At 67.8% G+C, this 24,566-nt stretch carries 25 protein-coding genes and 1 tRNA gene; 13 read left to right on the forward strand and 13 right to left on the reverse strand.

Translation table 11 applies throughout. The features are described 5' to 3' along the window. Nucleotides 1-29: 29 nt before the first annotated feature. Nucleotides 30-947: a c-type cytochrome gene (locus tag J5T34_RS14885; RefSeq protein WP_208580400.1), complete on the reverse strand. Its 918-nt coding sequence runs from the start codon at nt 945-947 to the stop codon at nt 30-32. Nucleotides 948-1,311: 364 nt separating this feature from the next. On the opposite strand from J5T34_RS14885, the gene J5T34_RS14890 reads away from it, so the two are divergent. Next, nucleotides 1,312-1,387: transfer RNA gene (locus J5T34_RS14890), tRNA-Arg, on the forward strand. Between the two features lie 61 nt (nt 1,388-1,448). Here the strand turns inward: J5T34_RS14890 and J5T34_RS14895 are convergent. Continuing rightward, entirely contained in the window at nt 1,449-2,486 is a 1,038-nt protein-coding gene (locus J5T34_RS14895) for an STAS-like domain-containing protein (RefSeq protein WP_208580401.1), read from the reverse strand. 241 nt (nt 2,487-2,727) lie between these two features. On the opposite strand from J5T34_RS14895, the gene J5T34_RS14900 reads away from it, so the two are divergent. From J5T34_RS14900 to J5T34_RS14925, 6 genes are all read left to right on the forward strand, one after another. Beyond that, entirely contained in the window at nt 2,728-3,102 is a 375-nt protein-coding gene (locus tag J5T34_RS14900; protein ID WP_208580402.1) for a VOC family protein, read from the forward strand. Between the two features lie 19 nt (nt 3,103-3,121). Next, nucleotides 3,122-3,811 (forward strand): helix-turn-helix transcriptional regulator, encoded by a 690-nt coding sequence (locus J5T34_RS14905; RefSeq protein ID WP_208580403.1) that lies wholly within the window; start codon nt 3,122-3,124, stop codon nt 3,809-3,811. A 110-nt stretch (nt 3,812-3,921) separates the two neighbouring features. After that, nucleotides 3,922-4,617, forward strand: a complete 696-nt coding sequence (locus J5T34_RS14910) for an MOSC domain-containing protein (protein WP_208580404.1) — start codon at nt 3,922-3,924, stop codon at nt 4,615-4,617. A gap of 103 nt (nt 4,618-4,720) precedes the next feature. Further along, nucleotides 4,721-5,119, forward strand: coding sequence for an alternative ribosome rescue aminoacyl-tRNA hydrolase ArfB (gene arfB, locus J5T34_RS14915; RefSeq protein ID WP_208580405.1), 399 nt, complete (start codon nt 4,721-4,723; stop codon nt 5,117-5,119). Between the two features lie 201 nt (nt 5,120-5,320). Then, nucleotides 5,321-6,523 (forward strand): MFS transporter, encoded by a 1,203-nt coding sequence (locus J5T34_RS14920; protein WP_208580406.1) that lies wholly within the window; start codon nt 5,321-5,323, stop codon nt 6,521-6,523. Between the two features lie 56 nt (nt 6,524-6,579). Continuing rightward, on the forward strand, nt 6,580-7,656 hold the full coding sequence (locus tag J5T34_RS14925; protein ID WP_208580421.1) for a GlxA family transcriptional regulator: 1,077 nt from the start codon (nt 6,580-6,582) through the stop codon (nt 7,654-7,656). 34 nt (nt 7,657-7,690) lie between these two features. Here J5T34_RS14925 and htpX read toward each other — a convergent pair whose 3' ends face one another. Both htpX and J5T34_RS14935 read right to left on the reverse strand, forming a co-directional pair. Then, entirely contained in the window at nt 7,691-8,569 is an 879-nt protein-coding gene (gene htpX / locus J5T34_RS14930; RefSeq protein WP_208580407.1) for a protease HtpX, read from the reverse strand. 103 nt (nt 8,570-8,672) lie between these two features. Beyond that, the gene (locus J5T34_RS14935; protein ID WP_208580408.1) at nt 8,673-9,119 is read right to left on the reverse strand and encodes a hypothetical protein; all 447 of its coding nucleotides are present in this window, start codon (nt 9,117-9,119) and stop codon (nt 8,673-8,675) included. A gap of 261 nt (nt 9,120-9,380) precedes the next feature. Here J5T34_RS14935 and J5T34_RS14940 point away from each other — a divergent pair, with 261 nt between their 5' ends. The 4 genes from J5T34_RS14940 (at nt 9,381) to J5T34_RS14955 (ending at nt 11,422) form a co-directional block, all read left to right on the forward strand. Then, a complete protein-coding gene (locus tag J5T34_RS14940; protein WP_208580409.1) occupies nt 9,381-9,833 on the forward strand; it encodes a Cd(II)/Pb(II)-responsive transcriptional regulator in 453 nt (150 codons plus the stop codon). 173 nt (nt 9,834-10,006) lie between these two features. Next, the gene (locus J5T34_RS14945) at nt 10,007-10,219 is read left to right on the forward strand and encodes a hypothetical protein (RefSeq protein ID WP_208580410.1); all 213 of its coding nucleotides are present in this window, start codon (nt 10,007-10,009) and stop codon (nt 10,217-10,219) included. A gap of 202 nt (nt 10,220-10,421) precedes the next feature. Beyond that, on the forward strand, nt 10,422-10,841 hold the full coding sequence (rnk, locus tag J5T34_RS14950) for a nucleoside diphosphate kinase regulator (protein WP_174105963.1): 420 nt from the start codon (nt 10,422-10,424) through the stop codon (nt 10,839-10,841). Nucleotides 10,842-11,068: 227 nt separating this feature from the next. Then, complete coding sequence (locus tag J5T34_RS14955; protein ID WP_208580411.1) at nt 11,069-11,422, forward strand: hypothetical protein; 354 nt, start codon at nt 11,069-11,071, stop codon at nt 11,420-11,422. Between the two features lie 173 nt (nt 11,423-11,595). Here the strand turns inward: J5T34_RS14955 and ypfJ are convergent, their stop codons facing one another. The 6 genes from ypfJ to gcl form a co-directional block, all read right to left on the reverse strand. After that, complete coding sequence (gene ypfJ / locus J5T34_RS14960) at nt 11,596-12,465, reverse strand: KPN_02809 family neutral zinc metallopeptidase (protein WP_174105962.1); 870 nt, start codon at nt 12,463-12,465, stop codon at nt 11,596-11,598. A gap of 137 nt (nt 12,466-12,602) precedes the next feature. Next, complete coding sequence (pyk, locus tag J5T34_RS14965; protein WP_208580412.1) at nt 12,603-14,072, reverse strand: pyruvate kinase; 1,470 nt, start codon at nt 14,070-14,072, stop codon at nt 12,603-12,605. Between the two features lie 161 nt (nt 14,073-14,233). Continuing rightward, nucleotides 14,234-15,544, reverse strand: coding sequence for a glycerate kinase type-2 family protein (locus tag J5T34_RS14970; protein ID WP_208580413.1), 1,311 nt, complete (start codon nt 15,542-15,544; stop codon nt 14,234-14,236). Between the two features lie 110 nt (nt 15,545-15,654). Beyond that, nucleotides 15,655-16,641 (reverse strand): 2-hydroxy-3-oxopropionate reductase, encoded by a 987-nt coding sequence (gene glxR, locus J5T34_RS14975; protein WP_279633782.1) that lies wholly within the window; start codon nt 16,639-16,641, stop codon nt 15,655-15,657. An 80-nt stretch (nt 16,642-16,721) separates the two neighbouring features. Next, entirely contained in the window at nt 16,722-17,504 is a 783-nt protein-coding gene (gene hyi, locus J5T34_RS14980) for a hydroxypyruvate isomerase (RefSeq protein WP_208580414.1), read from the reverse strand. 94 nt (nt 17,505-17,598) lie between these two features. Then, nucleotides 17,599-19,389, reverse strand: coding sequence for a glyoxylate carboligase (gene gcl / locus J5T34_RS14985; protein WP_208580415.1), 1,791 nt, complete (start codon nt 19,387-19,389; stop codon nt 17,599-17,601). 266 nt (nt 19,390-19,655) lie between these two features. Between gcl and J5T34_RS14990 the strand changes: the two genes are divergently transcribed. Beyond that, entirely contained in the window at nt 19,656-20,576 is a 921-nt protein-coding gene (locus tag J5T34_RS14990; protein ID WP_208580416.1) for a LysR family transcriptional regulator, read from the forward strand. A gap of 29 nt (nt 20,577-20,605) precedes the next feature. Further along, nucleotides 20,606-20,971: a DUF2784 domain-containing protein gene (locus J5T34_RS14995; protein ID WP_208580417.1), complete on the forward strand. Its 366-nt coding sequence runs from the start codon at nt 20,606-20,608 to the stop codon at nt 20,969-20,971. A gap of 24 nt (nt 20,972-20,995) precedes the next feature. Here J5T34_RS14995 and J5T34_RS15000 read toward each other — a convergent pair whose 3' ends face one another. The 3 genes from J5T34_RS15000 to J5T34_RS15010 all read right to left on the reverse strand — a co-directional run. Continuing rightward, complete coding sequence (locus J5T34_RS15000; RefSeq protein WP_208580418.1) at nt 20,996-21,685, reverse strand: GntR family transcriptional regulator; 690 nt, start codon at nt 21,683-21,685, stop codon at nt 20,996-20,998. Nucleotides 21,686-21,727: 42 nt separating this feature from the next. Beyond that, entirely contained in the window at nt 21,728-23,170 is a 1,443-nt protein-coding gene (locus J5T34_RS15005) for a C4-dicarboxylate transporter DctA (RefSeq protein WP_208580419.1), read from the reverse strand. A 303-nt stretch (nt 23,171-23,473) separates the two neighbouring features. Beyond that, nucleotides 23,474-24,566: hypothetical protein (locus tag J5T34_RS15010; RefSeq protein ID WP_208580420.1), on the reverse strand; the 1,093-nt coding region annotated here is incomplete at its 5' end.

Below are 24,566 nucleotides of genomic sequence, written 5' to 3' on the forward strand. Positions count from 1 at the left end.
GCGCCGCAACGGCGCCCTCGGCTGCAGCCTTACTTCGAGGCGTTGACCATGTAGTCGGCGGCCGCGATCACGTCGGCGTCCGGGCCGGCATAACCACCCTTCGGCGGCATCACGCCCTTGCCCTTCAGCGCGAAGTTGTGGACGGCGTCCATGCCTTCCTTGATCCGAGGCGCCCAGGCGGCCTTGTCGCCGACCTTCGGCGCACCGGCAACGCCGGCGGCGTGGCACGCGGCGCAGACCTGATCGTAGACGCGCTTGCCAACTTCGGCCGAAGCCGCGGCGGGCGCAGCTGCAGCGGTCGTTTGTGCCGGTGCGGCTGCTGCCGGAGCAGGAGCAGCCGGTGCCGCGGGAGCAGCGGCGGCAGGAGCCGGAGCGGCCGCTGCAGCGTCAGCCGCCGGTGCGGCAGGCTCCGAAGCGGCAGCAGTGGTCGCAGCGGCAGGGGCCGGCGCCGCAGGTTCCTGCAGCTTGCCGCCGGCCGAGTTCACCAGATGCACCATCGCACGGGCCAGTTCGTAATCGGAGAAATCGTCCGGCGAGGTGCCGGCGCGCGGCGGCATCGCGCCCTTGCCGGCAACCACCGACTTCATCAGGCCGTCATAGCCCTGGCCCAGGCGGGCAGTCCAGTCGCCAGCGGCGCCGAACTTCGGCGCACCGGCCGCGCCGGTGGCGTGGCAGGCCGCGCAGACGGCGGTATAGACCTGTTCGCCGGTCTTGAAGACGCGCGGCGCATTGGGATCGCGCAGCTCGAGCGAGGCCACCGGCTTGATGCGGTCAACCACCGCTTCGGCCGTATCGGTGGAGCCGGCGCCTTCCGGGCCACCGTAGCCGACGAAGCTGACCAGCAGAATGATCACGGTGATCGGCACCACGAAGGCGGCAATCACCACAGCGATCAGCTGCTTCGGGGTCTTGATGGGAGACTCGTGTTCGTTATGGACGTCGCTCATGCTGAACTCTCGATTTTGCAGGAAACCCGTGACCGCTCCGCTTGGCGGCCTTTCGTTGGTCCGTGTCTTGGGCCTGACTGCCGCCCCCTCCGCGCATCCGAGTCTGCCGAGCCTGACAGCCACACCCCATGCCGCCTGGCGCGCCGTCCGTGTGGACGAGACGCAGCCCCGCTTTTGCGCAAATAACGGGCGATTATAGCCGTAAAGCCCCTCCCGATGGCGCGAAAAGCGCCTCGGACGAAACCCGTAGGCCCCGCGAAATCGTGCATCGGCATGGACGCGCTACGGCAAACACGGTATCCTATGCGACTTTCCGACAGCGGCGCTCGCCGCAGTCGACCGCGCGGCTCCCGCCGCCTCTCGTGCGCCCGTAGCTCAATGGATAGAGTACTGCCCTCCGAAGGCAGGGGTTGCTGGTTCGATCCCAGCCGGGCGCGCCAAATTTCCCCATCCCTTGCGCTGGCGGGCGGCGAGTCTACGTGACTCTGGCGAATCGACCTGTCAGCCTTGGTTATCGTGTGCCCGCGCACGGCGAATCATGTTCTGGATCTGATCGTTTGTGCTCCTGGTAAGGAGTTCGACATCAGGATGATTCCGCTGGAAGACCCGGAAAATCTCGTCGGCGAACGCCTGGCCGATCGTTTCCACGCCGTCGAAATCGAGAATCACCGTCTTGAACCGGTCTATTCGGGCAAGAAGTCGCTGCGCCTGCGAACGCGACAGCAGACTTTCGGCGCCCATCTTCGCGAGGCGAACAGGAACTATGGTCTTGCTGAAGGTGTACTCGTCCGGCTCCGCGAACTGGTCAAAGACTTCCCGCAGAGCGCGCGGGCATGCATTGCCGTGTCGCATATATACGGTGGTCCCCTGCGTTTTCACGTCTTCATATCCATGTTCCAACAGCAGATCCGGTCCGTCATGGACATGGTCGAAAACCAGTCCGCCGGAGAAAATGCCGTAGGAATCGAAAGCGCGCGAAGAAAAGAAAATTCCTTCGCCGGAATGATTGCCTGGATCTGTCGTCAGCTTCCCTTTTGCCAATTCCAGAATCGCTTGACGCTCATCTGGCAGTTTGCATAGGCGGGTAATACGGCGGAAGATTCCTTCCCCGTCGTCCGTGATCAAGCAACTGCCATAGGCGGCGTTCACAAATAACTGGACCCGCAGGGTTGTCCCTTGAGAATGGTCAATGGCGTTGTTGACCATTTCAGTGATCCCATACTCCCAGATGCCCAACGACTCCGGCGAGACGTGATCGGCAAGATACGGCTTTGCATGCTCTGCCCAGACGACGTGTTCCTCCAGGCCCGCGAGCGGGAAGGTCTTGTCCAGATGCGCCAACGTGCTCAACGCGTATGTCTTCGGACGTTGTCCGCTGCCGGGATGCAGATAGCCGCGGTGGACAAGACGAGAGAGCATGGCCGCCGCCGCCTGACGGGAAATGCCTCGTTCCTGTTGAAGTGGGCCCGCGAGCGCCACTTCGGAGCGCTCGGCAAACTGCGTGCTCAGGAACCGTACGACGTCGATGTCAAGCTGCATACGATCGGATGACAAGACGGGCTGTTGGCTATGACAACATGGTACTCCGCTATGTTGACATAGCTGGTAAGGAAACTGCCGCAAATTCGCAATATGTGACACGGTCGCGATGTGTCCACACGGGAAGTGCCGTTCGCGTGGTTCCCGTGTGTCCGGCCCATCCGCCATAGCTCCTGACACCACGCTGTCAGCAGCCCCCTCGCAAACTGCGGTCTCCTTCAACGACCACCGAGGTGGCATCATGCAAAACGTTCTGATCAACTGGCTGGAGATTCCCGTCATCGATATGGCGCGCGCCGTGCAGTTCTACGAGCGGGTATTCGAGACGCAGTTGCGCCGGGAAACGATGAGCGAGATCGATATGGCAATCTTTCCGCATTCCCATTCGGGTGGCGCGCTGGTGGCCGGCGAAGGTTTCCGGCCGAGTACCGAGGGCAGCCTGCCTTATCTGCATACGTCGGCGCTCAATGACCTGCTGGCGCGCGTGGCCGGCGCGGGTGGCAAGACCGTATTTGGCCCGATGGAGCTGCCGGACGAGATCGGCCGGATTGCCCACATCATCGACAGCGAAGGCAACAAGATCGGCCTGCACGAGCCGGTGGCCGCCAACCGCTGACCCTGACCGTCCCACGCCGATGAGCCGCCGCGCCGACCGCCTGTTCCAGATCGTCCAGGTCCTGCGCGGCCGCCGTCTGACCACGGCGGCGCTGCTGGCGCAGCGGCTTGGCGTGTCCGAGCGCACCGTTTATCGGGACATTCAGGCGCTGTCGATTTCCGGTGTGCCGATCGAGGGCGAGGCCGGGATCGGTTATCGGCTGCGGGCGGACTTCGATGTGCCGCCGTTGATGTTCTCCGGCATCGAGGTCGAGGCGCTGGTGGCCGGGCTGCGGATGCTGAAGGCCTGGGGCGGCGGCGCGCTGGCCGCGGCTGCCGATCCGGCGTTGGAGAAGCTGATGGCGGCGCTGCCGCCGACGCGTCGGCTGTCGGCGCAGCAGAGCCGGGTCTTTGCGCCGATCTATATGCACGACAGCAAGGTGCGGGAGGCCTTCGACGTGGTGCATGGGGCGATGGGCGCGCAGCGGCTGTTGCGGCTCGATTACTGCGACGCGCAGCAGCGCCTGACCGAGCGCGTGGTGCAGCCGCTGGGTCTGTTCTTCTGGGGCAATGTCTGGCTGCTGGCGGCGTGGTGCACCGCGCGCGAGGACTATCGCAGCTTCCGCCTGGATCGCTGCCGGGCAATCCGGATGCTGGACGACCATTTCCACGAGACCCCCGACCGTTCGCTGAACGGCTTCCTGAAGGCGGTCAAGGCCACCGGCTACTGAGCACGCGACGGCCGGCGGCTGGCAGTGTTCGGCGCTACACTTGCCGGCTCGATGCACGCCCGCTGTTCCGCCGGCGTCAGCCCCTATCCCACCGTCCAGGAGAGTCCGCCGTGAGCCCGTCCCAGGTCACGATCCGCGCGGTATTGACCGGCACCGCCAAGCCTTATGGCGGGCCCAGCAAGCCGGGCAAGCAGAGCGCGATCGACAAGCAGCCGATCGATAGCCCGATCTTCGTCGACACGCTTGGCCTGCAAGGCGACGAGCAGGGCGATCGCCGGATCCACGGCGGTCCCGAGAAGGCGGTCCATTGCTATCCATGGCAGCACTACGCGGGCTGGCGGCACGACATCGGCCCCTTGCCGGTGCTCGAGCGCGCCGGCGCGTTCGGGGAGAACCTGAGCTGGGCGGGCGGCGACGAGCATGACGTCTGCCTGGGCGACGTCTGGCGGATCGGCTCGGCGACCTTGCAGGTGTCGCAGCCCCGCCAACCGTGCTGGAAGCTGAACGTGCGATTCGGGCGCGACGACATGTCGGCGCTGGTGCAGCAGAGCCTGCGCGTCGGCTGGTATTTCCGCGTGCTGGAGCCGGGCAAGCTGCAGGCGGGCGACGTGGCGGTCCTGCTGGAACGGCCGCATGCGGAGTGGTCGGTGGCGCGCCTGGCCGGGTTGGTACGCGATCGCGAAACCGACGCCGAGTTGCTTGATGCGGTACTGGCCTTGCCACTGGTCGATTCGTGGCGGCGACTGTTCGAGCGCCGCCGTCAGAGCGGCGCGGTCGAGGACTGGGCCGCGAGACTGCGGGGATAGCGCCCGCATCGCCCGCGTCCGGCGCCTTGGCCCCGCCGGAACTTTGCCCGACACGCGCCGGCCTGACCTTGAAGCACGCCGTCACGCCCCCAGTTGCCCGACCATGCCCGTCGCCATCCCCCACCACGAGTACCAGATCACCGCGATCCGCGCCCAGGGGGCGGGCGGGCAGAACATCAACAAGGTGTCGAACGCGGTGCATCTGCGCTTCGATGTCCGCGCGTCGTCGCTGGCCGACGACCACAAGCAGCGACTGCTGCAATTGCACGATCACCGCATCACCCGCGACGGCGTGATCGTGATCAAGGCGCAGCAGCATCGCAGTCTCGAACTCAATCGCGACGAAGCGGTGCGCCGACTGCATGAGCTGGTCGATAGCGTCGCGGTGCCGCCGCCCGTGCGCCGGCCGACGCGTCCGACGCTGGCGTCGAAGATGCGGCGGCTGGAAGGCAAGACGCAGCGCAGCCAGATCAAGGCATTGCGCGGCCGGGTCGCCGATTAAGGCGACGGTCCGGCTTCCCGGGTCCCGAACCCATCCCCTGACGATTTACTGCGGTCCCCAACGGCCGAAAGCCTGTCGGCACCCCTCGTCGGCGTGGCAGCTTGGCAGGAATCCACGGATCGTTGTCCGAAGGCCAGGCAACGGGACTTTTAAGCTCGGTGGCATCCCTGCCAATCCACAGGAAATCCGAGGAAAGTCCCGATGAAGCCGATGTCCCCGATGTCCCATGCCCGCGTGCTGGCGATCTGCCAGGCGCTGTTCACGTCCGCGCTGTCGGTCGACCTGACGCTGACCGGCCTGGTCGGCTATACCTTGGCGCCCGACAAGGCGCTGGCCACGGTGCCGTTCGCGCTGATCACGGTGGCGTCGGCGGTCACCGCGATTGCGGCGGCCTTTCTGATCGAACGGCTCGGACGGCGGCTGGCCTTCTGCCTGGGCGGTATCGCCTGTACCGCGGGCGGCCTGATCTCGGTCTGGGCCATCGCCCATCACGATTTCATCGCCTTCTGCGCCGGCACCGCGCTGGTCGGCGTGTTCCAGGCCTTCGCGCGCTTCTATCGGCTGGCCGCCGCCGATGCCGCACCGGCCGCCGACAAGCCGCGCGCGATCTCGGCGGTGCTGACGGGCGGCGTGGTGGCCGCGGTCTGCGGTCCGGCCATTGCGGCCTGGTCTACCGACCTGATGAGCCCGCTGCCGTTCGCCGGCTCGTACGCCGTGGTCGCGGCCTTCGGCGTGGCGACGGTACTGCTGCTGGCGTTGGCGTATCGCGAGCCGCCTCCGCCGCCGGCCGGCAGCAACCCGGACTCGCAGTTGCCCGCCCGGCCGCTCGGCGAGATCGTGCGCCAGCCGGTGTTCCTGGCGGCCTTCGCCAACAACGGCATCGGCAACGCCGTGATGATGTTCGTGATGACCGCCACGCCGATCGCCGCGGTAGCGTGCAGCCACACGATCGCCCAGGGCGCGCAGATCATCGAGTGGCACCTGGTCGGCATGTATGCGCCGTCCTTCGTATCGGGCTGGCTGCTGCAGCGCTTCGGCAATCCGGCGATGCTGATGGCCGGGATCGGCCTGTCGGCGCTGTCCAGCGTGATCGCGCTGGCCTCGACGTCGCTGCCGGCCTTCTATGCCGCCTTGCTGTGCCTTGGCGTCGGCTGGAATTTCATGTTCGTCGGCGGCACCACGTTGCTGACCAGCAGCTATCGCGATGCCGAGCGCGCGCGGACGCAAGCGGTGGCGGAGTTCTCGACCGCGGTGCTGACCGCCGTCGCGACGCTGGCGGCCGGGCAGATCCTGCACCACTACGGCTGGGATGCGGTGAACCTGGCCGCCTTGCCGGCACTGGCCGTGGCGCTGCTGATCACGCTGGGCTGGCAGCGGCGCAGCCGGGCGCTGGCGCCGGTATGATCGGCCGCATCCCGGCCTTCACGCTCGCCCTGATCAGGACCTTGCCCGATACCGCCATGCCCGCCCATCTGCATTCCGTCCCCGACACGCCGCGCGTGGTGCTGATCGTCGCACCGGACCCCGCGCAGGAGCTCGACGTCACCGGTCCGACCGCGGTGTTCGGCCAGGCCAACCGCCTGTCCGGCCGGCCCGGCCCCGCGTATCACATTCGCGTCGCCAGCGTCAGCGACGATGCGGTGATCCGCACCGAGAGCGGCATCCGGCTGCTGGCCGATGCGCCCTTCCACCGCATCGCCGAGACGCTGCCGGGACCGGTCGACACGCTGCTGCTGGCGGGCGGCGCCGGCCATGCGGCCGCCGCCGACAACGCCGCGCTGATCCACTGGCTGCGCGAGATGGCGCCGCGCGTGCGCCGGCTGGGTGCGGTCTGCACCGGCGCCTTCGTGCTGGCGCGCACCGGGCTGCTCGATACGCAGCGCGCCACCACGCACTGGCGCCATGCCGAGAAGCTGGCGCGGCGGCATCCGCGCGTGATGGTCGATGCCGATCCGATCTGGATACAGGCCGGGCGCCTGTACACCTCGGCGGGCGTCACCGCCGGCATGGATCTGTCGCTGGCGCTGGTCGAGGACGATCTGGGCCACGCCACCTCGCTGGCGGTGGCGCGCGAACTGGTGCTGTTTCTGCGCCGGCCGGGCAGCCAGGCGCAGTTCTCCAGCGCGCTGCAGGCGCAGGCGGCGCAGAGTCCGGAACTGAGGGAGCTGCAGGGATGGATCGCCGACCATCTGGACGCGGACCTGTCGGTCGGCGCGCTGGCCGAGCGCGTGGCGATGAGCCCGCGCAATTTTGCGCGGGTGTTCGCCCGGCAGGTGGGGCAGACGCCGGCGCGTTATGTCGAGACGCAGCGGGTCGAGGCAGCGCGCCGGATGCTGGAACAGAGCGACCGGCGGCTCGAGACGGTGGCGCGCATGGCGGGGTTCGGCAGCGCCGACGGCATGCGGCAGGCCGTTCTGCGGCACCTGCGCACCACGCCGGAACGCTATCGCGCCGCGTTCCGCGCGCAGTCAACCCAAACGCAAACGCAAACGCCGACGCAGGCGCCGCCGCGGGAACCGGTGAACGCGGCCGCCTGATGCGGCGGCCGCGGCCGGTTGCCGATGCTCGGGATCAGCGGGTGCCTTGCAGCGCCGCGATCCGGGCCTCGATCGGCGGGTGGCTGGCGAACAGCGCCATCCACGACTTGCCGCCCGAGATGCCCATCGCCTGCATGTTCTGCGGCAGGCCGTCGCTTTCCATGCCGCCCAGGCGGCGCAGTGCCGAGACCATCGGCGACGGCGTGCCCATCAGCCGGGCAGCACCGGCATCGGCGCGGAACTCGCGGTAGCGCGAGAACGCGGCGACGATCAGGCTGGCCAGGATGCCGAACACGATTTCGCAGATGATCACGGTGACCATGTAGCCGATGCCGGGGCCGCTCGACTCCTCGTCGTTACGGCGCAACATCGAGTCGACGAAGTAGCCGACCACGCGGGCGAGGAAGATCACGAAGGTGTTCACCACGCCCTGGATCAGCGTCAGCGTCACCATGTCGCCATTGGCCACGTGCGCGACCTCGTGCGCCAGCACGGCCTCGGCCTCCTCGCGCGACATGCTTTGCAGCAGGCCGGTCGAGACCGCGACCAGCGAGCTGTTCTTGGTCGCGCCGGTGGCGAAGGCGTTGGGTTCGCCCTCGTAGATGGCGACTTCGGGCATCGGCAGGCCGGCGCGCTGCGCCAGCTTCTCGACGGTCTGCACGAGCCACAGTTCGGTGCTGGTGCTGGGGTGGGTGATCACCTGCGCGCCGGTCGACCATTTGGCGATGGTCTTGGACATCAGCAGCGAAATGAACGCACCGCCGAAGCCCATCAGCGCGGCGAAGGCGAGCAGCGTGCCGAGGTTCAGGCCGTTGGCGGTCAGGAAGCGATTCACCCCGAGCAGGCTCGCGGTGATGCTCAGCACGATCATGACGGCGAGGTTGGTCGCCAGGAAAAGCAGGACGCGTTTCATCTTGGTTCAGTCAGCAGGGAAAAAGGCGCGGACAGGGCCGCATGGCGAAGGCCCGTGAGCGATCACGGGGCTTCGGGTTCGGAATCGGCGCGGACGGCCGGAATCAGCCGCGCGGCGGGCGCGGCAGCAGGGGCAGGTCGGGTTCGGGCAGCCGCAGCGCGGCGTAGGCCGGCGGGCCGGTGCGGCCGCCGGCGTCCGTCATGGCGGGCGCGGAAGGAAGCAGCAACTGTTCGGCGAGGTCAGCCCCCGACGGCGCCGCTTCGCCGACTTCGGCGAACGGGGAGGGCGTGGGCGCGCCGGAGTCCGGTGTCGCATCGCCGTTGGCGCTCGGGGAGGCGGCGGTGGCGCTGGCCACGGCCGAGTCGATGCTGTCGATGACCTCGATGGCGTCGATGATCGCTACGGATCCGATCCCCTGCGCCCCCCTGTCGCTCGCGGGCAGGCCGGCGCCTGCCCAGCCATGCAGGGGCAGCAGGGCAAGCAGCAGCGGCAACAGCGACAGCCGGAGCAGCCGCTGCAGCGATCGCACGAAGATGGCGGAGCGCAGCACGAGGTTCGCGTGGGGTTATCGAAAGCAATCCGGGCCAGCTTCTCGGCCGACCCGGTTGCGCCGATTCTACCCGAGATACGAACGCGCCATTCGCGCGCGAAACCGGTGAATTCTTGTCGCCCCGCGAAGGCGGGGGCCCAGCGGCTTCCGAGCAACCGAGCGGGCCAGAGACCACTGCAGGAACCGGGTCACAGGCAAACGGCTTCCCCCCTGAACTACACTGCCCCTTGAAAACCCTGTAAACGCTACAAGGTAATCGTCATGAGAATCGGAGAACTGGCCCGCCAGTCGGGCTGCGACGCGGAAACGATCCGCTACTACGAGCGCGAAGGGCTGCTCGATGCGCCCCAGCGCGAGGACAACGGCTATCGGCGCTACGGCGACGCCCATCTGGTGCAGCTGAACTTCGTCCGCCATTGCCGCTCGCTCGGCATGAGCCTGTCCGACGTGCGCCGGCTGCGCGATTTTGCGCGCGACCCGAGCGCGGCCTGCGACGGCATCAATGCGCTGCTGGACCGGCAGATCGAGCAGATCCACGCGCAGCGCCTGGCGCTGGAGGCGCTGGAGAGCCAGTTGCGCGCGCTGCGCCATACCTGCGAGGAAGGCCACCGAGGCCACCGCGCCAGCGAATGCGGCATCCTGCAGAACCTGCAGCAGGCGGCCGGCGGCGGGCCATGCGAGTGCCACCGCACCGAAGCCGGGCGCCCGCACTGAACCTCGGCGGTCCGGGGCCGCGCCGCTTCGCCGGTGCTGTGCTAGCATCCCGCTAACCGGTCACGCGATTCGTCGCGTCCGCTTTTTTTTTGAGCCGCCGGTTTTAGTTTCCCGATTACAACGTTCGGGACCACGGCCCGCCAGGCCGCGTCCCCAAACCGAACCCATTGTCGATGTTCGCTCGCCGCTTCGTCTCGTTCGCCCAGGCCCGCCGCCTTGCCCGGCTGGCCGGCGTGCGCGTGGCGCAGCAGATCGCGAACGCGGCCCGGATGCGCGCTGCGCTGATGCGCGCACCGCGCATGGCGGCCGGCCTGGCCGCCACCCCTTCCCGCCGGATCACGCGCCGAATCTCCGCCCCGCTTGATCCCGCCCGGTTCCCAGCCTAGCCGCACCGCAGTCGCGCCGGGCCAGCCGAACCGGGCCCGAGCCTCCTTTTCCGGATCGTGTTTCTGCCAGGCGTGCCGCTCTACCGAGCCGCGCGCCGTGCGTCCACCGGCACCATCGCCACGCTGACGCCGATCCGGCCGAATTCACCAGACAAGCAAGACAAGCGCGCCCCGCGGCGCGCAAACCAATACAGGAGCCGCCATGAACGCATCCGCTTCGCTGCAGCCCACGCTGTACCTGACCGAACTCGACGTGACCCGACTGGAGCGCATCGCCAGCCGGGCGCCTGCCAACGGCATCGCCGAGATGCTGGACGACCTGCTGGCGCGCGCGGCGATCGTGCCGCCCGACGCGATTCCACAGGACGTGGTGACGATGAACTCGACGGTGCGCTGCGCTTTGGAGGGCGATCCGGCGCCACGCGAGTGGACGCTGGTGTACCCCGACAACGCGGATTTCGAGGCGGGCCGGATCTCGGTGTTCTCGCCGGTCGGCCAGGCGCTGCTGGGCGCCCGGGCCGGCGAGTCGGTCAGCTACCGGCTGCCGGACGGCCGCGAACAGCGGGTCACGGTGCTCGAGCTGTCCTATCAGCCCGAGGCCAACGGGCAGTTCACGCTGTAGTTCGGCGGTAACGGGCCGGCGGCCCGGGCCGCGGCGCCTCGCCCCGGGGCGCCGCTTGTTCCGCCACGATGACGTTTCACGGCGCGCAACGCACCATTCGTCGCAGCCCCATTTGTGGCTGCAGGACCAGGGACTAACCTTCAACCCGTGCTCACATGGCGACATAGATCGCTCAGGGGCAGCAGGTAGCTGACACACAAGACAAAGCTCAGTTGAAGGAGTCCCAAATGATCACCAGCCGTATCATCGGCGGCGCGCTGGCCGCCATCGTGGCCGCGACCTCGGCGGTCGCCGTGGCAGCGCCCGCCACCTCCAGCAAGGTCGGCAAGTTCGACGTCTATGCCGATGCGCTGCGCGCCGGCAAGTTCAACACCTTCACCGACGGCGCCCGCCAGGGCAAGTTCGATACCTTCAGCGAAGGGGCCCGTCAGGGCAATTTCGATCCCTACAGCGAAGGCACGCGCCAGGGGCAGTTCGACAGCTTCAGCGAAGGCGCCCGGGCGCCCAGCGGCGAGATTGCCGCCACCTCGCTGGACAACGCCCGCAGCGGTGACGGCTCGCTGTACGGCTATCGCGTCTGACGCCGGGCCGGCGCCGCGTTCCCGGTGGCCACGTCAAGCCACCGCCGCGCCAGCGCGCCGGCCACACCGGTTTATCTCCCACCTGCCCGGTTGACCTCCTTTCCTCCTTCTCTCTCTCTCCGGGTGGGTGTTTTTTATTCCGCAGTACGGTGGCTCGCCGAGCCGGGCGCGCGCTACAACTGGCGCGCCGCGAAGGCGTCGCAGCGGCCGATATCGGCCGATTCGAGCCCGCGCCGCAGCCAGCGGACGCGCTGCTCGCTGGTGCCGTGCGTGAAGGCTTCCGGCACGACATAGCCTTGCGACTGCCGCTGCAGACGGTCGTCGCCGATCGCGGCGGCCGCCTGCAGCCCTTCTTCGATGTCCCCGGGTTCGAGCAGCTGCTGATTGGCGCGTTGCGCGGCCGCGGCCCAGACGCCGGCCAGGCAATCGGCCTGCAGTTCCATCCGCACCGACAACTGGTTGGCCTGCGCCTCGCCCATGCGGCGACGCGCGCTGTCGACCTTGTCGGCCACGCCCAGCAGGTTCTGCACGTGATGGCCGACCTCGTGCGCGATCACATAGGCCTGGGCGAAGTCGCCGGCCGCGCCGAAGCGCTTGCGCAGTTCGTCGTAGAACGCCAGATCGATATAGACCTTCTGGTCGGCCGGGCAATAGAAGGGTCCCATCGCGGACTGGCCCATGCCGCAGGCCGTCTGCGTGGCGCCGGTGAACAGCACCAGCGTCGGCGGCTCGTAGCGCCGGTTCAGCTCGGTTTCGAATAGCCGCGACCAGGTGCGCTCGGTACTGCCGAGCACCTTGCGCACGAACACGGACATCGGATCGCTGGCGGGTGGGCCCTGGTTGGCCTGCTGCTGGGGCGCTTCGGACTGCTGCAGCACCGAGGCGCCCTGCATGATCACGGTGGGATCGATGCCGAAGAAATACGAGGCGGCGAGCGCCACCAGGATGGTGCCGATGCCGATCGTCTTGGGGCCGGCACCGAAGCCTCTGCCGCCTCGCCGGTCTTCCACGTGTTGGCTTTCGGCTTCGTCGTCAAGGCGCATGGTGGCTCCGCTGGTTCAGGTGCGCGGCCACGGAAAACGGGCGAAGGAAGACCCGGCCGCGAAGTGCCGCCAAGTATAGCAATGGCGGCACCGGCAATGGCGGCACGGACGCGGGTTTGCGCAGGAGCGCGGCCGCGTTATGCGGGCACGGCGCTGGCAGCCTCGATCGCGACGGTGGCCGGCACCTTGCTGCCGCCGACCTCGGCGACCCGCAGCAGATTGGTGGTGCCGCCCTGGCCGAACGGCATGCCGGCTGCGATCGTGATCTGATCGCCCGGCTGCGCATAGCCTTCGGCCAGTGCCGCGCGGGTCGCGGCATCGACCATCTCGTCGACGCTCTGCACGTCCGGGCTGACGGTCGAATGCACACCCCAGGCCAGCGCCAGCCGCCGCGCGATCTCGACATGCGGCGTGATGCTGACGATCGGCGCGCACGGCCGCTCGCGCGCGGCGCGCAATGCCGTGGCGCCGGACGACGTATAGGTGACCGTCGCCGCCGCGCCGATGATCTGCGTGACCTCGCGCAGCGCGGCGCAGATCGCGTCCTGGCGAGTGGACAGCGGGGCCTCGTGCTGGGCGTCGAGCAGATTGCGATAGAGCGGGTCGCGTTCGACCTCGGTGATGATGCGGTTCATCATCGCGACCGCCGGCACCGGATGACGGCCGTTGGCCGATTCGGCCGACAGCATCACCGCGTCGGCGCCGTCGTAGATCGCGCTGGCGACGTCGGATGCCTCGGCGCGCGTCGGCACCGGCGAGTCGATCATCGATTCGAGCATCTGCGTGGCGATCACGATCGGTTTGCCGAGCTGGCGGCAGACACGCAGGATGCGCTTCTGCACGCCGGGCACGCGCTCCGGCGGCAGTTCCACGCCGAGGTCGCCGCGCGCGACCATCACCGCGTCCGACACCCGCACGATCTCGTCGAGCTGCTGCAGCGCGGCCGGCTTCTCGATCTTCGACAGCACGCCCGCGCGCGTGCCGATGATCTCGCGCGCCTCGACGATGTCCGAGGGACGCTGCACGAAGGACAGCGCGATCCAGTCGGCGCCGAGCGACAGCGCGAATTCCAGATCGCGGCGATCCTTGTCGGTCAGCGCGGGAATCGGAATCACCGCGTCCGGCACGTTGACGCCCTTGCGATCCGACAGCGTGCCGTGATTGACCACCCGCGTGACGATGCTGCCCGCCGACACCGATTCGATCCGCAGCTGCACCTTGCCGTCGTCGATCAGCAGCGACTGGCCGGGTGCGGCGACGCGGAACAGTTCGGGGTGGGGCAGATGCACGCGCGTCGCGTCGCCGGGCGTCGGGTCGCTGTCGAGCACGAACGGATCGCCGGCCTTGACCGCGACCTTGCCGACCGCGAAGGTGCCGATGCGCAGCTTCGGTCCTTGCAGATCGGCCAGCACCGCGATCGGGCGGCCGGTCTCGGCCTCGACCTGGCGCACCGCCTGATAGCGCTGGCGATGGTCCTCGTGCGTGCCGTGGCTGAAGTTCAGCCGGAACACGTCGGCGCCGGCCTCGAACAGTTGCCGGATCACCGCGATATCGGTGCTCGCCGGTCCGAGCGTGGCAACGATCTTGGCTTTGCGCTGGCGTCTCATGGTGTCTCCTGGTGCGGTATTGGCAGTGTTGCGGTGTTGCGGGGTGATGCGGCACGCTGGCGTGCCAGCGGCGATTCGATGTCGTTGCGGTGGGGATTGCCGATGCCGTGGCTGCCGTCTTTGCCGACCTCGGCAGGCGTCGCGACGTCGCAGCGCCATCGTCAAAGAATTAGCATCGCGCGGAAGTCGTTGACGTTGGTGCGCGTCGGCCCGGTCACGATCAGATCGTCCAGCGCGGCAAAGAAGCCGTAGCCGTCGTTGTCGGCCAGGCAAGCGCGCGCCGACACGCCGCGCGCGGCCGCGCGAGCCAGCGTGTCGGGCGACAGCAGCGCGCCGGCGTTGTCTTCGGAGCCGTCGATGCCGTCCGTGTCGGCGGCGATCGCATGCACGCCAGGCAGGCCGTCGAGCGCGACGGCCAACGACAACAGGAATTCCGCATTGCGTCCGCCGCGTCCGTTGCCGCGCACCGTCACGGTGGTCTCGCCGCCCGACAGCAGCACGCACGGCTTGCGCCACGGCTGGCCGCGCTGCGCGACCTGGCGCGCCAGTGCCGCATGGACCAGCGCGACCTCGCGCGCTTCGCCCTCGATGCAATCCGAAAGAATATGGGCCTCGATGCCGAGCGCACGGGCACGCGCGGCGGCGGCCTCCAGCGACTGCTGCGCGGTGGCCAGCGTCACGCTGCGATGACCGTCGAAGCGCGGGTCACCGGGCTTGGGCGTTTCGCCGGCGCCGCTCTCCAGATGCGCGCGCACGGCCGCCGGCACCTCGATGCCGTACTTGTCGATGACCGCCAGCGCGTCGGCGCAGGTGGTGGCATCGGGCAACGTCGGGCCGCTGGCGATCAGCGTCGGATCGTCGCCCGGAATGTCGGAGATCAGCAGCGTCTCGACGCGCGCCGGCGCGCATTGCAGCGCGAGCCTGCCGCCCTTGAGCGCGGACAGATGCTTGCGCACGCAGTTCATCTCGCCGATATTGGCGCCGCTGCGCAGCAGCGCCTTGTTGACGGCCTGCTTGTCGGCCAGCGTCAGGCCGGGTGCGGGCGCGGCCAGCAGCGCCGAGCCGCCGCCCGAGATCAGGCACAGCACCAGGTCGTCGGCGCTCAGTCCCTTGACCATCTCGACCATGCGCTGCGCCGCCTGCTGCCCCGCCGCGTCGGGCACCGGATGCGCGGCCTCCACGACCTCGATGCGCGAGCACGGCGCGCCATGGCCATAGCGCGTGACCACCAGTCCCGACAGTTCGCCCTGCCAGTTGGCCTCGACCGCCTGCGCCATCGACGCGGCGGCCTTGCCCGCGCCGATCACCACGGTGCGGCCCTTCGGCGGCGATGGCAGTTGCGGCGGCAGGCATTGGCCCGGGCTGACCGCAGCGACCGCGGTGTCGAACAACTCGCGCAGCAGCGCGCGGGGATCGGCCAGGCTGTCGGAACGCTGCGGCGTCAGCAGGGCGGCGTGGGAATCGGAATACATGGCGGGTGCGGGATAAACAGGGCGATTCGACACGTCATTCCCGCCTTCGCGGGGGCGACGCAATGCTTGGGCAATGCGAGAGCGCCATCAAGACGCCCCCGCGTGGCTGCTTACTTCGCGATCGTATGGTTCGACATCAGCTCGATCGCGCGGCACAGCGCCGAGTGATCCTGCTTGCCGAAGCCGTTGGCGGCGCAGGTGTTGAACAGCTCCTGCGCGGTCGCGGTGTTGGGCAGCGCCACGCCCAGCGCCTTGGCGCCCTGCAGCGCCAGGTTCAGGTCCTTCTGGTGCAGCTCGATGCGGAAGCCCGGATCGAAGGTACGCTTGACCATCCGTTCGCCGTGCACTTCCAGGATGCGCGACGACGCGAAGCCGCCCATCAGCGCCTGGCGCACCTTGGCCGGATCGGCGCCGGCCTTCGAGGCGAACAGCAGCGCCTCGGCGACCGCCTGGATGTTCAGTGCGACGATGATCTGGTTGGCGACCTTGGTGGTCTGGCCGTCGCCGTTGCCGCCGACCAGCGTGATGTTCTTGCCCATCAGTTCGAACAGCGGCTTGACCTCCTCGAAGGCCTCGGCCGGGCCGCCGACCATGATGGTCAGCGTGGCCGCCTTCGCGCCCACTTCGCCGCCCGACACCGGCGCGTCGAGATAGGCCGCGCCCAGCTTGTTGATGCGCGCGGCGAAGTCCTTGGTGGCGATCGGCGAGATCGAGCTCATGTCGACCACGATCTTGCTGTGCGAGGCTTCCTTGCCGGCCGCCTTCAGCGCGGCGGCCACGCCCTTCTCGCTGAACAGCACGCTTTCGACGTGCGGGGTGTCGGGCACCATGATGATCACGATGTCGGCGCGCTTGGCCACTTCCTCCGCGCTGGTGCAGACCGTGACGCCGGCGTCGACCAGGGCCTGCGGCGCGGGATTGACGTCATGGACGAACAGCGTGTGGCCGGCCGCGCGCAGGTGGCCGGCCATCGGCGCGCCCATGATGCCCAGGCCGATGAAGCCGACGTTGCGTTGGTTTGCCATGGTGAGTCTCCTTGGATTTGGTGATGAATGAAATCGGATCTGATTGTTGGGGCAGTGCGTGGACGGTTCCATCGCAGAGGGTGTTCTCCCCTCTCCCGCAAGGCGGGAGAGGGGAGCCCTACGATCAGCGCAGAAAGCGGTTGTGGCCGGACTTACTGCACGCCGAACTGCGCGCGCCAGCCCAGTCCCGCCTCGGTGGTCGTGCGCGGCTTGTATTCGCAGCCGACCCAGCCCGCGTAGCCGATCTGGTCAAGCCACTGGAACAGGAAACCGTAGTTCAGCTCACCCGTGCCCGGCTCGTTGCGGCCGGGGTTGTCGGCCAGCTGCACATGCTTGATGCGCGGCAGGTTGGCCTTCAGCGTCGCGGCGATCTCGCCCTCCATCCGCTGCATGTGATAGATGTCGTACTGCACGTACAGATTGGGCTCGCCGACCTGGGCGATCAGGTCGAGCGCCTGCTGCGTGCGCGACAGGAAGAAGCCTGGAATGTCGAAGGTGTTGATCGGCTCGATCAACAGGTCGATCTTCTCGGCGGCCAGCTTGCGGGCGGCAAAGCGCAGGTTCTCCACCAGCGTCTCCTGCGCCTGCTCGCGCCTGACGTTCTGCGGCAGGATGCCGACCAGGCAGTTCAGCTGCTGCACGCCGAGCACCTTGGCGTACTGGATCGCATCGCCGACGCCGTCCTGGAATTCGCCGACGCGATCCGGATGGCAGGCGATGCCGCGCTCGCCGGCTTCCCACTTGCCGGCCGGCAGGTTGTGCAGCACCAGGTCGAGCTGGAAGCGGTTGAGCCGATCGGCGATCTGATCGGCGTGAAAGGCATAGGGGAACAGGAATTCGACGCCGCGAAAGCCCGCGCGCGCGGCGGCTTCGAAGCGGTCGAGGAAGCCGACCTCGTTGAACAGCATGGTCAGGTTGGCAGCCAGTTTCGGCATGGATGTCTCCAACAGTCTGGGTGGGGATGTCGTTGCGGTCCGAGGGCGGCGGACGGCGCGCCGATCGATCGACGCCCGTCCGCCTGCGCGCGCGTCAGGCCGTTTCCGCTTCTTCTTTCAGAATCGCCGTGTCGGCTTCCTCGTCGACGCGATCCTCGATCGGCTCGAACTCGTTGATGTTGTCGATCTCGGTGCCCATCGCGATATTGGTCACGCGTTCCAGAATCACCTCGACCACCACCGGCACCGAGAACTCGGCCATCAGGTCGCGCGCCTCGGCGAAGGCCGGCGCGATGTCCTCGGGCTTGAACACGCGGATCGCCTTGCAGCCCAGGCCCTCGACCACCTTGACGTGGTCGACGCCATAGCCGTTCAGTTCCGGCGCATTGACGTTGTCGAAGGCCAGCTGCACGCAGTAGTCCATCTCGAAATTGCGCTGCGCCTGGCGGATCAGGCCGAGATAGGAGTTGTTCACCAGCACGTGGATGTACGGCACCTTGAACTGGGCCGCCACCGCCAGTTCCTCGATCATGAACTGGAAGTCGTAGTCGCCGGAGATCGCCACCACGTCCGATTCGGGCGAGGCGACCTTGACGCCGATCGCCGCCGGAATGGTCCAGCCCAGCGGGCCGGCCTGGCCGCAATTGATCCAGTGGCGCGGCTGGTTGACCGACAGGAACTGCGCCGCCGCGATCTGCGACAGGCCGATCGTGCTGACGTAGCGCACGTCGCGCGGGAAGTACTGGTTCATCTCGCGATAGACGCGCTGCGGCTTGACCGGAACGTTGTCGAAATCGCTCTTGCGGTGCATGGTGCGGCGGCGCTGCTGCACCTCGGCGACCCACGCCTTGCGGCACGGCAGCCGGCCGGCCTGCTTCATCTCACGCGCGACCTCGACGAACTGCTCCAGCGCGAGCCTGGCATCGGAGACGATGCCCAGGTCGGGGCCGAACACGCGGCCGATCTGCGTCGGTTCGATATCGACGTGCACGAACTTGCGGCCCTTGGTGTAGACATCGACGCTGCCGGTGTGGCGGTTGGCCCAGCGGTTGCCGATGCCCATCACGAAGTCCGACGCCAGCAGGTTCGCGTTGCCGTAGCGGTGCGAGGTCTGCAGCCCGACCATGCCGGCCTGCAGCGGATGGTCGTCGGCCAGCACGCCCCAGCCCATCAGCGTCGGCACCACCGGCACGTTGACGAGCTCGGCGAACTCGACCAGCAGCTCGGCCGCATCGGCATTGATCACGCCGCCGCCGCAGACGATCAGCGGCTTGGCCGAGGCGTTCAGCATCGCGATCGCCTTCTCGATCTGCGCGCGCGAGGCGGCCGGCTTGTACGGCTGCAGCGGCTGGTATGTTTCCGGATCGAACTCGATCTCGGCGACCTGCACGTCGAACGGCAGATCGATCAGCACCGGACCCGGACGGCCGGAACGCATCAGGTGGAAAGCCTGCTGGAAGACCTGCGGAACGAGCGCCGGCTCGCGCACGGTGACCGCCCACTTGGTGACCGGCTTGGCGATCGACTCGATATCGACGGCCTGGAAGTCTTCCTTGTGCAGACGCGCACGCGGCGCCTGGCCGGTGATGCAGAGGATGGGAATCGAGTCGGCCCAGGCGGAGTACAGGCCGGTGATCATGTCGGTGCCGGCCGGGCCCGAGGTGCCGATGCAGACGCCGATATTGCCGGCCTCGGCGCGGGTATAGCCCTCGGCCATGTGCGAGGCGCCCTCGACGTGGCGGGCCAGGTAATGGTCGATCGAGCCCGTCTTGCGCATCGCCGAATAGAACGGGTTGATCGCGGCGCCCGGAACGCCGAACGCCACGGTGATGCCTTCCTTTTCCAGCACGGCCACCGCCGCGTCCACTGCTCTCATCTTCGGCATGTCTGTCTCCAATGGTGATGAATTCCGTTGGAGTCGATCCTATTACCGCCTTGGCGCTGCGATAAAGGGAAGAGAGATCAGTTGATTCCATACCTGAGGTTTGGAATGATGTCGTCTGGCGCGTGCGCCGGCGCACTGTCGGGGGCCGGCGAGCAGCTGGGCAGCGCCATGCACGTCATGCGTACCGGCGCATTGCCGGCATAGCGCGTGGCGGATGCCGCGGCTTGGCGGCGCGGCGCACAATCGTGCGCGGGAGGAGACAAAAGTTGGACAAACTCAAACAGATCGAAGCCTTCATCTCGGTGGTGGAGCAGGGCAGCATGGCGGCCGCCGCGCTGACCCAGGGCGTCACGCCGGTGATGATCGGCCGGCGCATCAACGCGCTGGAGGCGCGCATCGGCGTCAAATTGCTGCACCGCTCCACGCGTCGCATCGTCGTGACCGAGCAGGGCGCGGCTTTCATGGAGCAGTGCAAGAAGGCACTGTCGGATCTGGACCGTGCCGAGATGCTGATCGCCGAAGGCCGCCACAAGGCCACCGGCCATCTGATCGTCTCCGCACCGGCGGCGTTCGGCCGCAAGCATGTGGCACCGCACGCGCCGGCGTTTCTGGCCAGCAATCCCGAGGTGCAGATCTCGTTCAACCTGACCGACCGCGTGGTCGATCTGGTACGGGAGGGCTACGATGTCGGCATCCGCATCGGCGGCGCGATCGACCCGAATTTCGTCGCGATCAAGCTGGCCACCAACAAGCGCGTGGTGTGCGGCACGCCGGCCTACTTCGCCAGGCATGGCGTGCCGCGCACGCTCGACGACCTGGCGCAGCACAACTGCCTGGCGTTCAACCTGCAAGGCGGCCAGCAGCGCGGCTGGTACTTCCGGCAGAACGGCAAGGCCGTCAGCGTGCGCGTGACCGGCAACCTCGACTGCAACGACGGCGAGCTGCTGCACCGCTGGACCTGCGAGGGACTGGGGCTGGGCTGGCGCTCGACGTGGGAGATCCTGCCGCAGCTCGAGAGCGGGGAGCTGATCACGGTGCTGGACGAGTACGCCTTGCCCGATTACGACATCCTGGCGGTGTACCCGCAGCAGCGGCCGGTGCCGGCGAAGATTCGCTTCTTCATCGAGCACCTGAAGACCGAGTTCAACCGTCCGGGCTACTGGACCGCGCGCTCCGGCTGTCCGTAAGAATCCGGGGCGCCTGAAGAGGAGGGCCGATGGCCGCCTGGCTGGCCGACGCCGTGGTGCTGCTGCATCTGCTGTTCGTGGCCTTCGTGGTCGCGGGCGGCGTGCTGCTGTGGCGCTGGCCGGGCGTCGCATGGCTGCATCTGCCGGCCGCGCTGTGGGGCGCCACCGTCGAATGGACCGGCTGGATCTGTCCGCTGACGCCGCTGGAAAACCGCCTGCGGCATGCCGCCGGCGAGCAGGGCTATGCCGGCGGCTTCGTCGAGCAGTATCTGCTGCCGTTGCTGTATCCGCAGGCGCTGACGCGCGAGACGCAGCTGTGGCTGGGGGCGGCGGTGGTGGGGATCAATGTCGCGGTGTACGGGCTGTGGTGGTGGTCGCGGCGGCGTCGGCGCTGACGCGGCCCGCCGCGGACGATGGCGTCAGGCGAGCAGCGCCGCCACCAGATCCTTGCCGGCCGGCGCCGGTACCTCGTCGAAATGCAGCGCGCCTTCGACATGGCTCAGGTGGCCAACCATCAGTTCGACGGCGCGCTCGGTGTCGCCGGCGCGGGCCGCTTCGATGAATTCGCGATGTTCGTCCGACGAGCACGCCGCGTCCCGGCGCGACTGGTACAGCATGGTGATCACCGCGCTGCGCATCGACAGCTCGTGCAACATCTCGATCAGCACCTTGTTGCCGACCACCTCGGCCAGCAGGATATGGAAGTCGCTGAGCAGGCGGGTACGGGTCTGCGCGTCGTTGCCGGCCAGTGCCTTCCTTTCGGCGGCCAGGTGCTTGTCGATCCGTTTGTAGTCGGCGGCGGTGGCACGGGCGACGAACTCGCGCGCCAGCGCGGCCTCGAGAATGCGTCGCACGGCGAAGACCTCGCGGGCCTCCTCGGCGCTGGGCTTGGCGACGAAGGCGCCCTTGTCGGGCACGATCTGGATCACCTTGTCCTTGGACAGCATCAGCAGCGCCGCGCGCACCTTGGTACGGCTGACCCGGTAGACCGCCGCCAACGCCTCCTCGCGCAGCTTGGTGCCGGGCGGCAGGCGGTGCGAGACGATCGCCGCGACGATGTCGTCGGCGATCGCTTCGGCGGTCATGGCAGGGTCGATATGCTCGGGCATGGGGCGCAGCGCGGGCGGCGCGCTTGGGGGAAATGCCGAATTCTATCGTCCCGTGGCTTTACCCGGCACCGGCGCATACCCGGGGGCCGCAGCCTCGCCACCGGCGTCCAGCCCGTCCAGCGCCGGCGCGCTCAGCCCTTCGTCCAGTTCGGCGGCCGAGATCTCACCGTTGAGCACGGCATGCGCGCGCTCGCGGTCGATGTCCTTTTCCCAGGCCGCAACGACCACGGTGGCGACGCAGTTGCCGATCAGGTTGCCGAGCGCGCGGGCGATGCCGATGAACCAGTCGACCGACAGCACCAGCACCAGGCCGATCGCCGGAATCGCCGGATGGGCCGACAGCGTCGCGGCCAGGATCACGATGGCCGAACCCGGGATGCCATGCGCGCCCTTGGAGGTCACCAGCGCCACGGCCAGGATGCCCAGCAGGTCGGCCATCGACAGCGCGGTGTTGGTGGCCTGCGCGATGAACACCGCGGCCAGCGTCAGATAGATCGAGAACGCGTCGAGGTTGAACGAGTAGCCGGTCGGAATCACCAGGCCCACCACGGACTTGCGGATGCCCATGAACTCGAGCTTGCGCATGATCTGCGGCAGCACGCTGTCCGACGAGGCGGTGCCCAGCACCACCAGCAGTTCGGCGCGCAGGTACTTGATCAGCTTGAACACCGAGAAGCCCGACAGCCGCATCACGGTGCCCAGCACCACGGCCACGAACACGACGACGGCGCCGTAGAACAGCACCACCAGGAAGCCCAGCTGCTTGAGCGAGCCGATGCCGTACTTGCCGACGGTGAACGCCACCGCGCCCAGCACGCCGAGCGGCGCCAGCTTGATGATGAAGCTCATCATCTTGAACAGCGCCTGCGAAAAGGTGTCGATCAGCCTGACCAGCGGGCGGCCCGGCTCGCCGATCAGCGACAGCGCGCAGCCGAACAGCACCGAGACCAGCAGCACCTGCAGCACGTCGCCCGACGAGAAGGCGCCGATCATGGTCGACGGAATCAGCTTGAGCAGGAAGTCGACGGTGCCGCCGCTGGCTACCTTGGCTGCGTTGTCGACGTAGGCGCTCATCGCCGAGGCGTCGAGCGAGGCCGGGTTGACGTTCATGCCGGCGCCAGGCTCGAACACATACGCCAGCAGGATGCCGAGCGCCAGCGCGATGGTGGTGACGATCTCGAAATAGATCACCGCCTTGACGCCGACGCGGCCGACCTTCTTCAGCTCGCCGGCGCCGCAGATGCCGGCGACGACCACGCAGAACACGATCGGCGCGATCAGCATCTTGATCAGCTTGATGAAGGCGTCGCCCAGGGGCTTGAGTTTGGCGGCGAACTCCGGAAAGGCCAGACCGAGCACGGTGCCGAGCACCAGCGCGATCAGCACCTGGCCGAACAGGGAGCGCGTAAGGCGGACATGAAGGGGGCGAACATCGGAGCGCGCGGGTTTGCCGGCCGCCGAAGGCGACGGATGGGGTTGCTGCATCATTGTCTCCATGGACGGGTCCATGCCTGTCGGGCGGCCCATCTCGTTGATTCAGGATTGCCGTTGCCGTTCGATGCCGGCCGGCGGTCGTGCGTCCGTTTGCCCCCGCCCGAACAGGGCGGGGGCGTGCATGCCGAAGGCCCCCCTGTTGGAGCGGATTCGACATGTCGCGCTGGCCGGACCGGATTGTCCGCAGCACATTGTCCGAACGTGTCAGCGACTATAGTGCATATAATTTTTGTATGCAAAAATTGAATTCGCTGCGGTACGTGGCCGGCCCGGCCGGCGTTCGGCTACGTGCCTTCACGCCCGAGCGCCACCCGCCTTGGCGAACGTGCCTTGGCTGCGACGAACCCGCACGCAACCGGGAACCGACAAGTCGGGCTCGTCGACACCGAACCTGGCTAGCTCCTCGAGCACGAGCCGGCGCATGGTGTGGCGGTGGACCGGATTGTGTGAGCCGCGCCCGCAAATGATGGTCAGCTGGTTTTGGTGTGGCATGGAGGGCATATTGCCGCCCACGAGCCGGCTTATCGCCGCTGCAACAAGCCGCCGTGACAAGCTGTGCGACAGGCCATGCAAATCGATCTGGATGTCCGCGGCGGTGATATCGATATCCAGCAGCGCCAGCAACGCCGCATCCACATGCGCATCCCGAAGGAGCTGAGGGAACGCGGTGTGAGCGACCGACATGTCGGCCCTATCGGCAAGTACGGCAAGGAACGCCAGCGTTGCGGGCGCGCGCAGATGCACCGCGAGGCTGTTCACCGCTTCTGCAAGCCACGTGCGCCCGGCTGTCGGTTCGACTGGCGGAAGCCTTAGGACATGAGCGCTCAAAGCCCGCAGTACCGACTGCACGCCGGGTGTTGTCGCCAGCCGTTGGAGACCATACAGCGCATTGCAGACTTCCAGCCAGCTCAGTTGCGGCGCCGCCGGGATGTGCGCGGCCAGGGCGCTCAATACGGCTTCGGTGCCGGCGCTGGCGGTCAGGTTCTGCAACCCGTACAGCGCGTTGCTGACTTCTTGCGCGGTCAATTTCGCCGCGCGGGGGATATGCGTAGCCAGGGCGGTCAGTACGGCTTCGGTGCCGGCGCTGGCGGTCAGGTTGTGCAAACCATACAGGGCGTTGCCAACTTGTTGCCCGCTCAGTTGCGGCGCCCGCGGGATGTGCGCGGCCAGGGCCGTCAGTACGGCTTCGGTGCCCACGCTGGCGGTCAATTTCTGCAAGCCATACAGGGCGTTGCCGATTCCTTGCCCGTCCAGTTGCGTCGCTCGCCGGATGTGCGCGGCCAGGGCGGTCAGTACGGCTTCGGTGCCGGCGCTGGCGGTCAATTTCTGCAAGCCATACAGGGCGTTGCCGATTTCTTGCGCGTTCAGTTGCGGCGCCCGCGGGATG

Source organism: Cupriavidus gilardii (assembly GCF_017598945.1).
Taxonomy (GTDB): Bacteria; Pseudomonadota; Gammaproteobacteria; order Burkholderiales; family Burkholderiaceae; genus Cupriavidus; species Cupriavidus gilardii_E.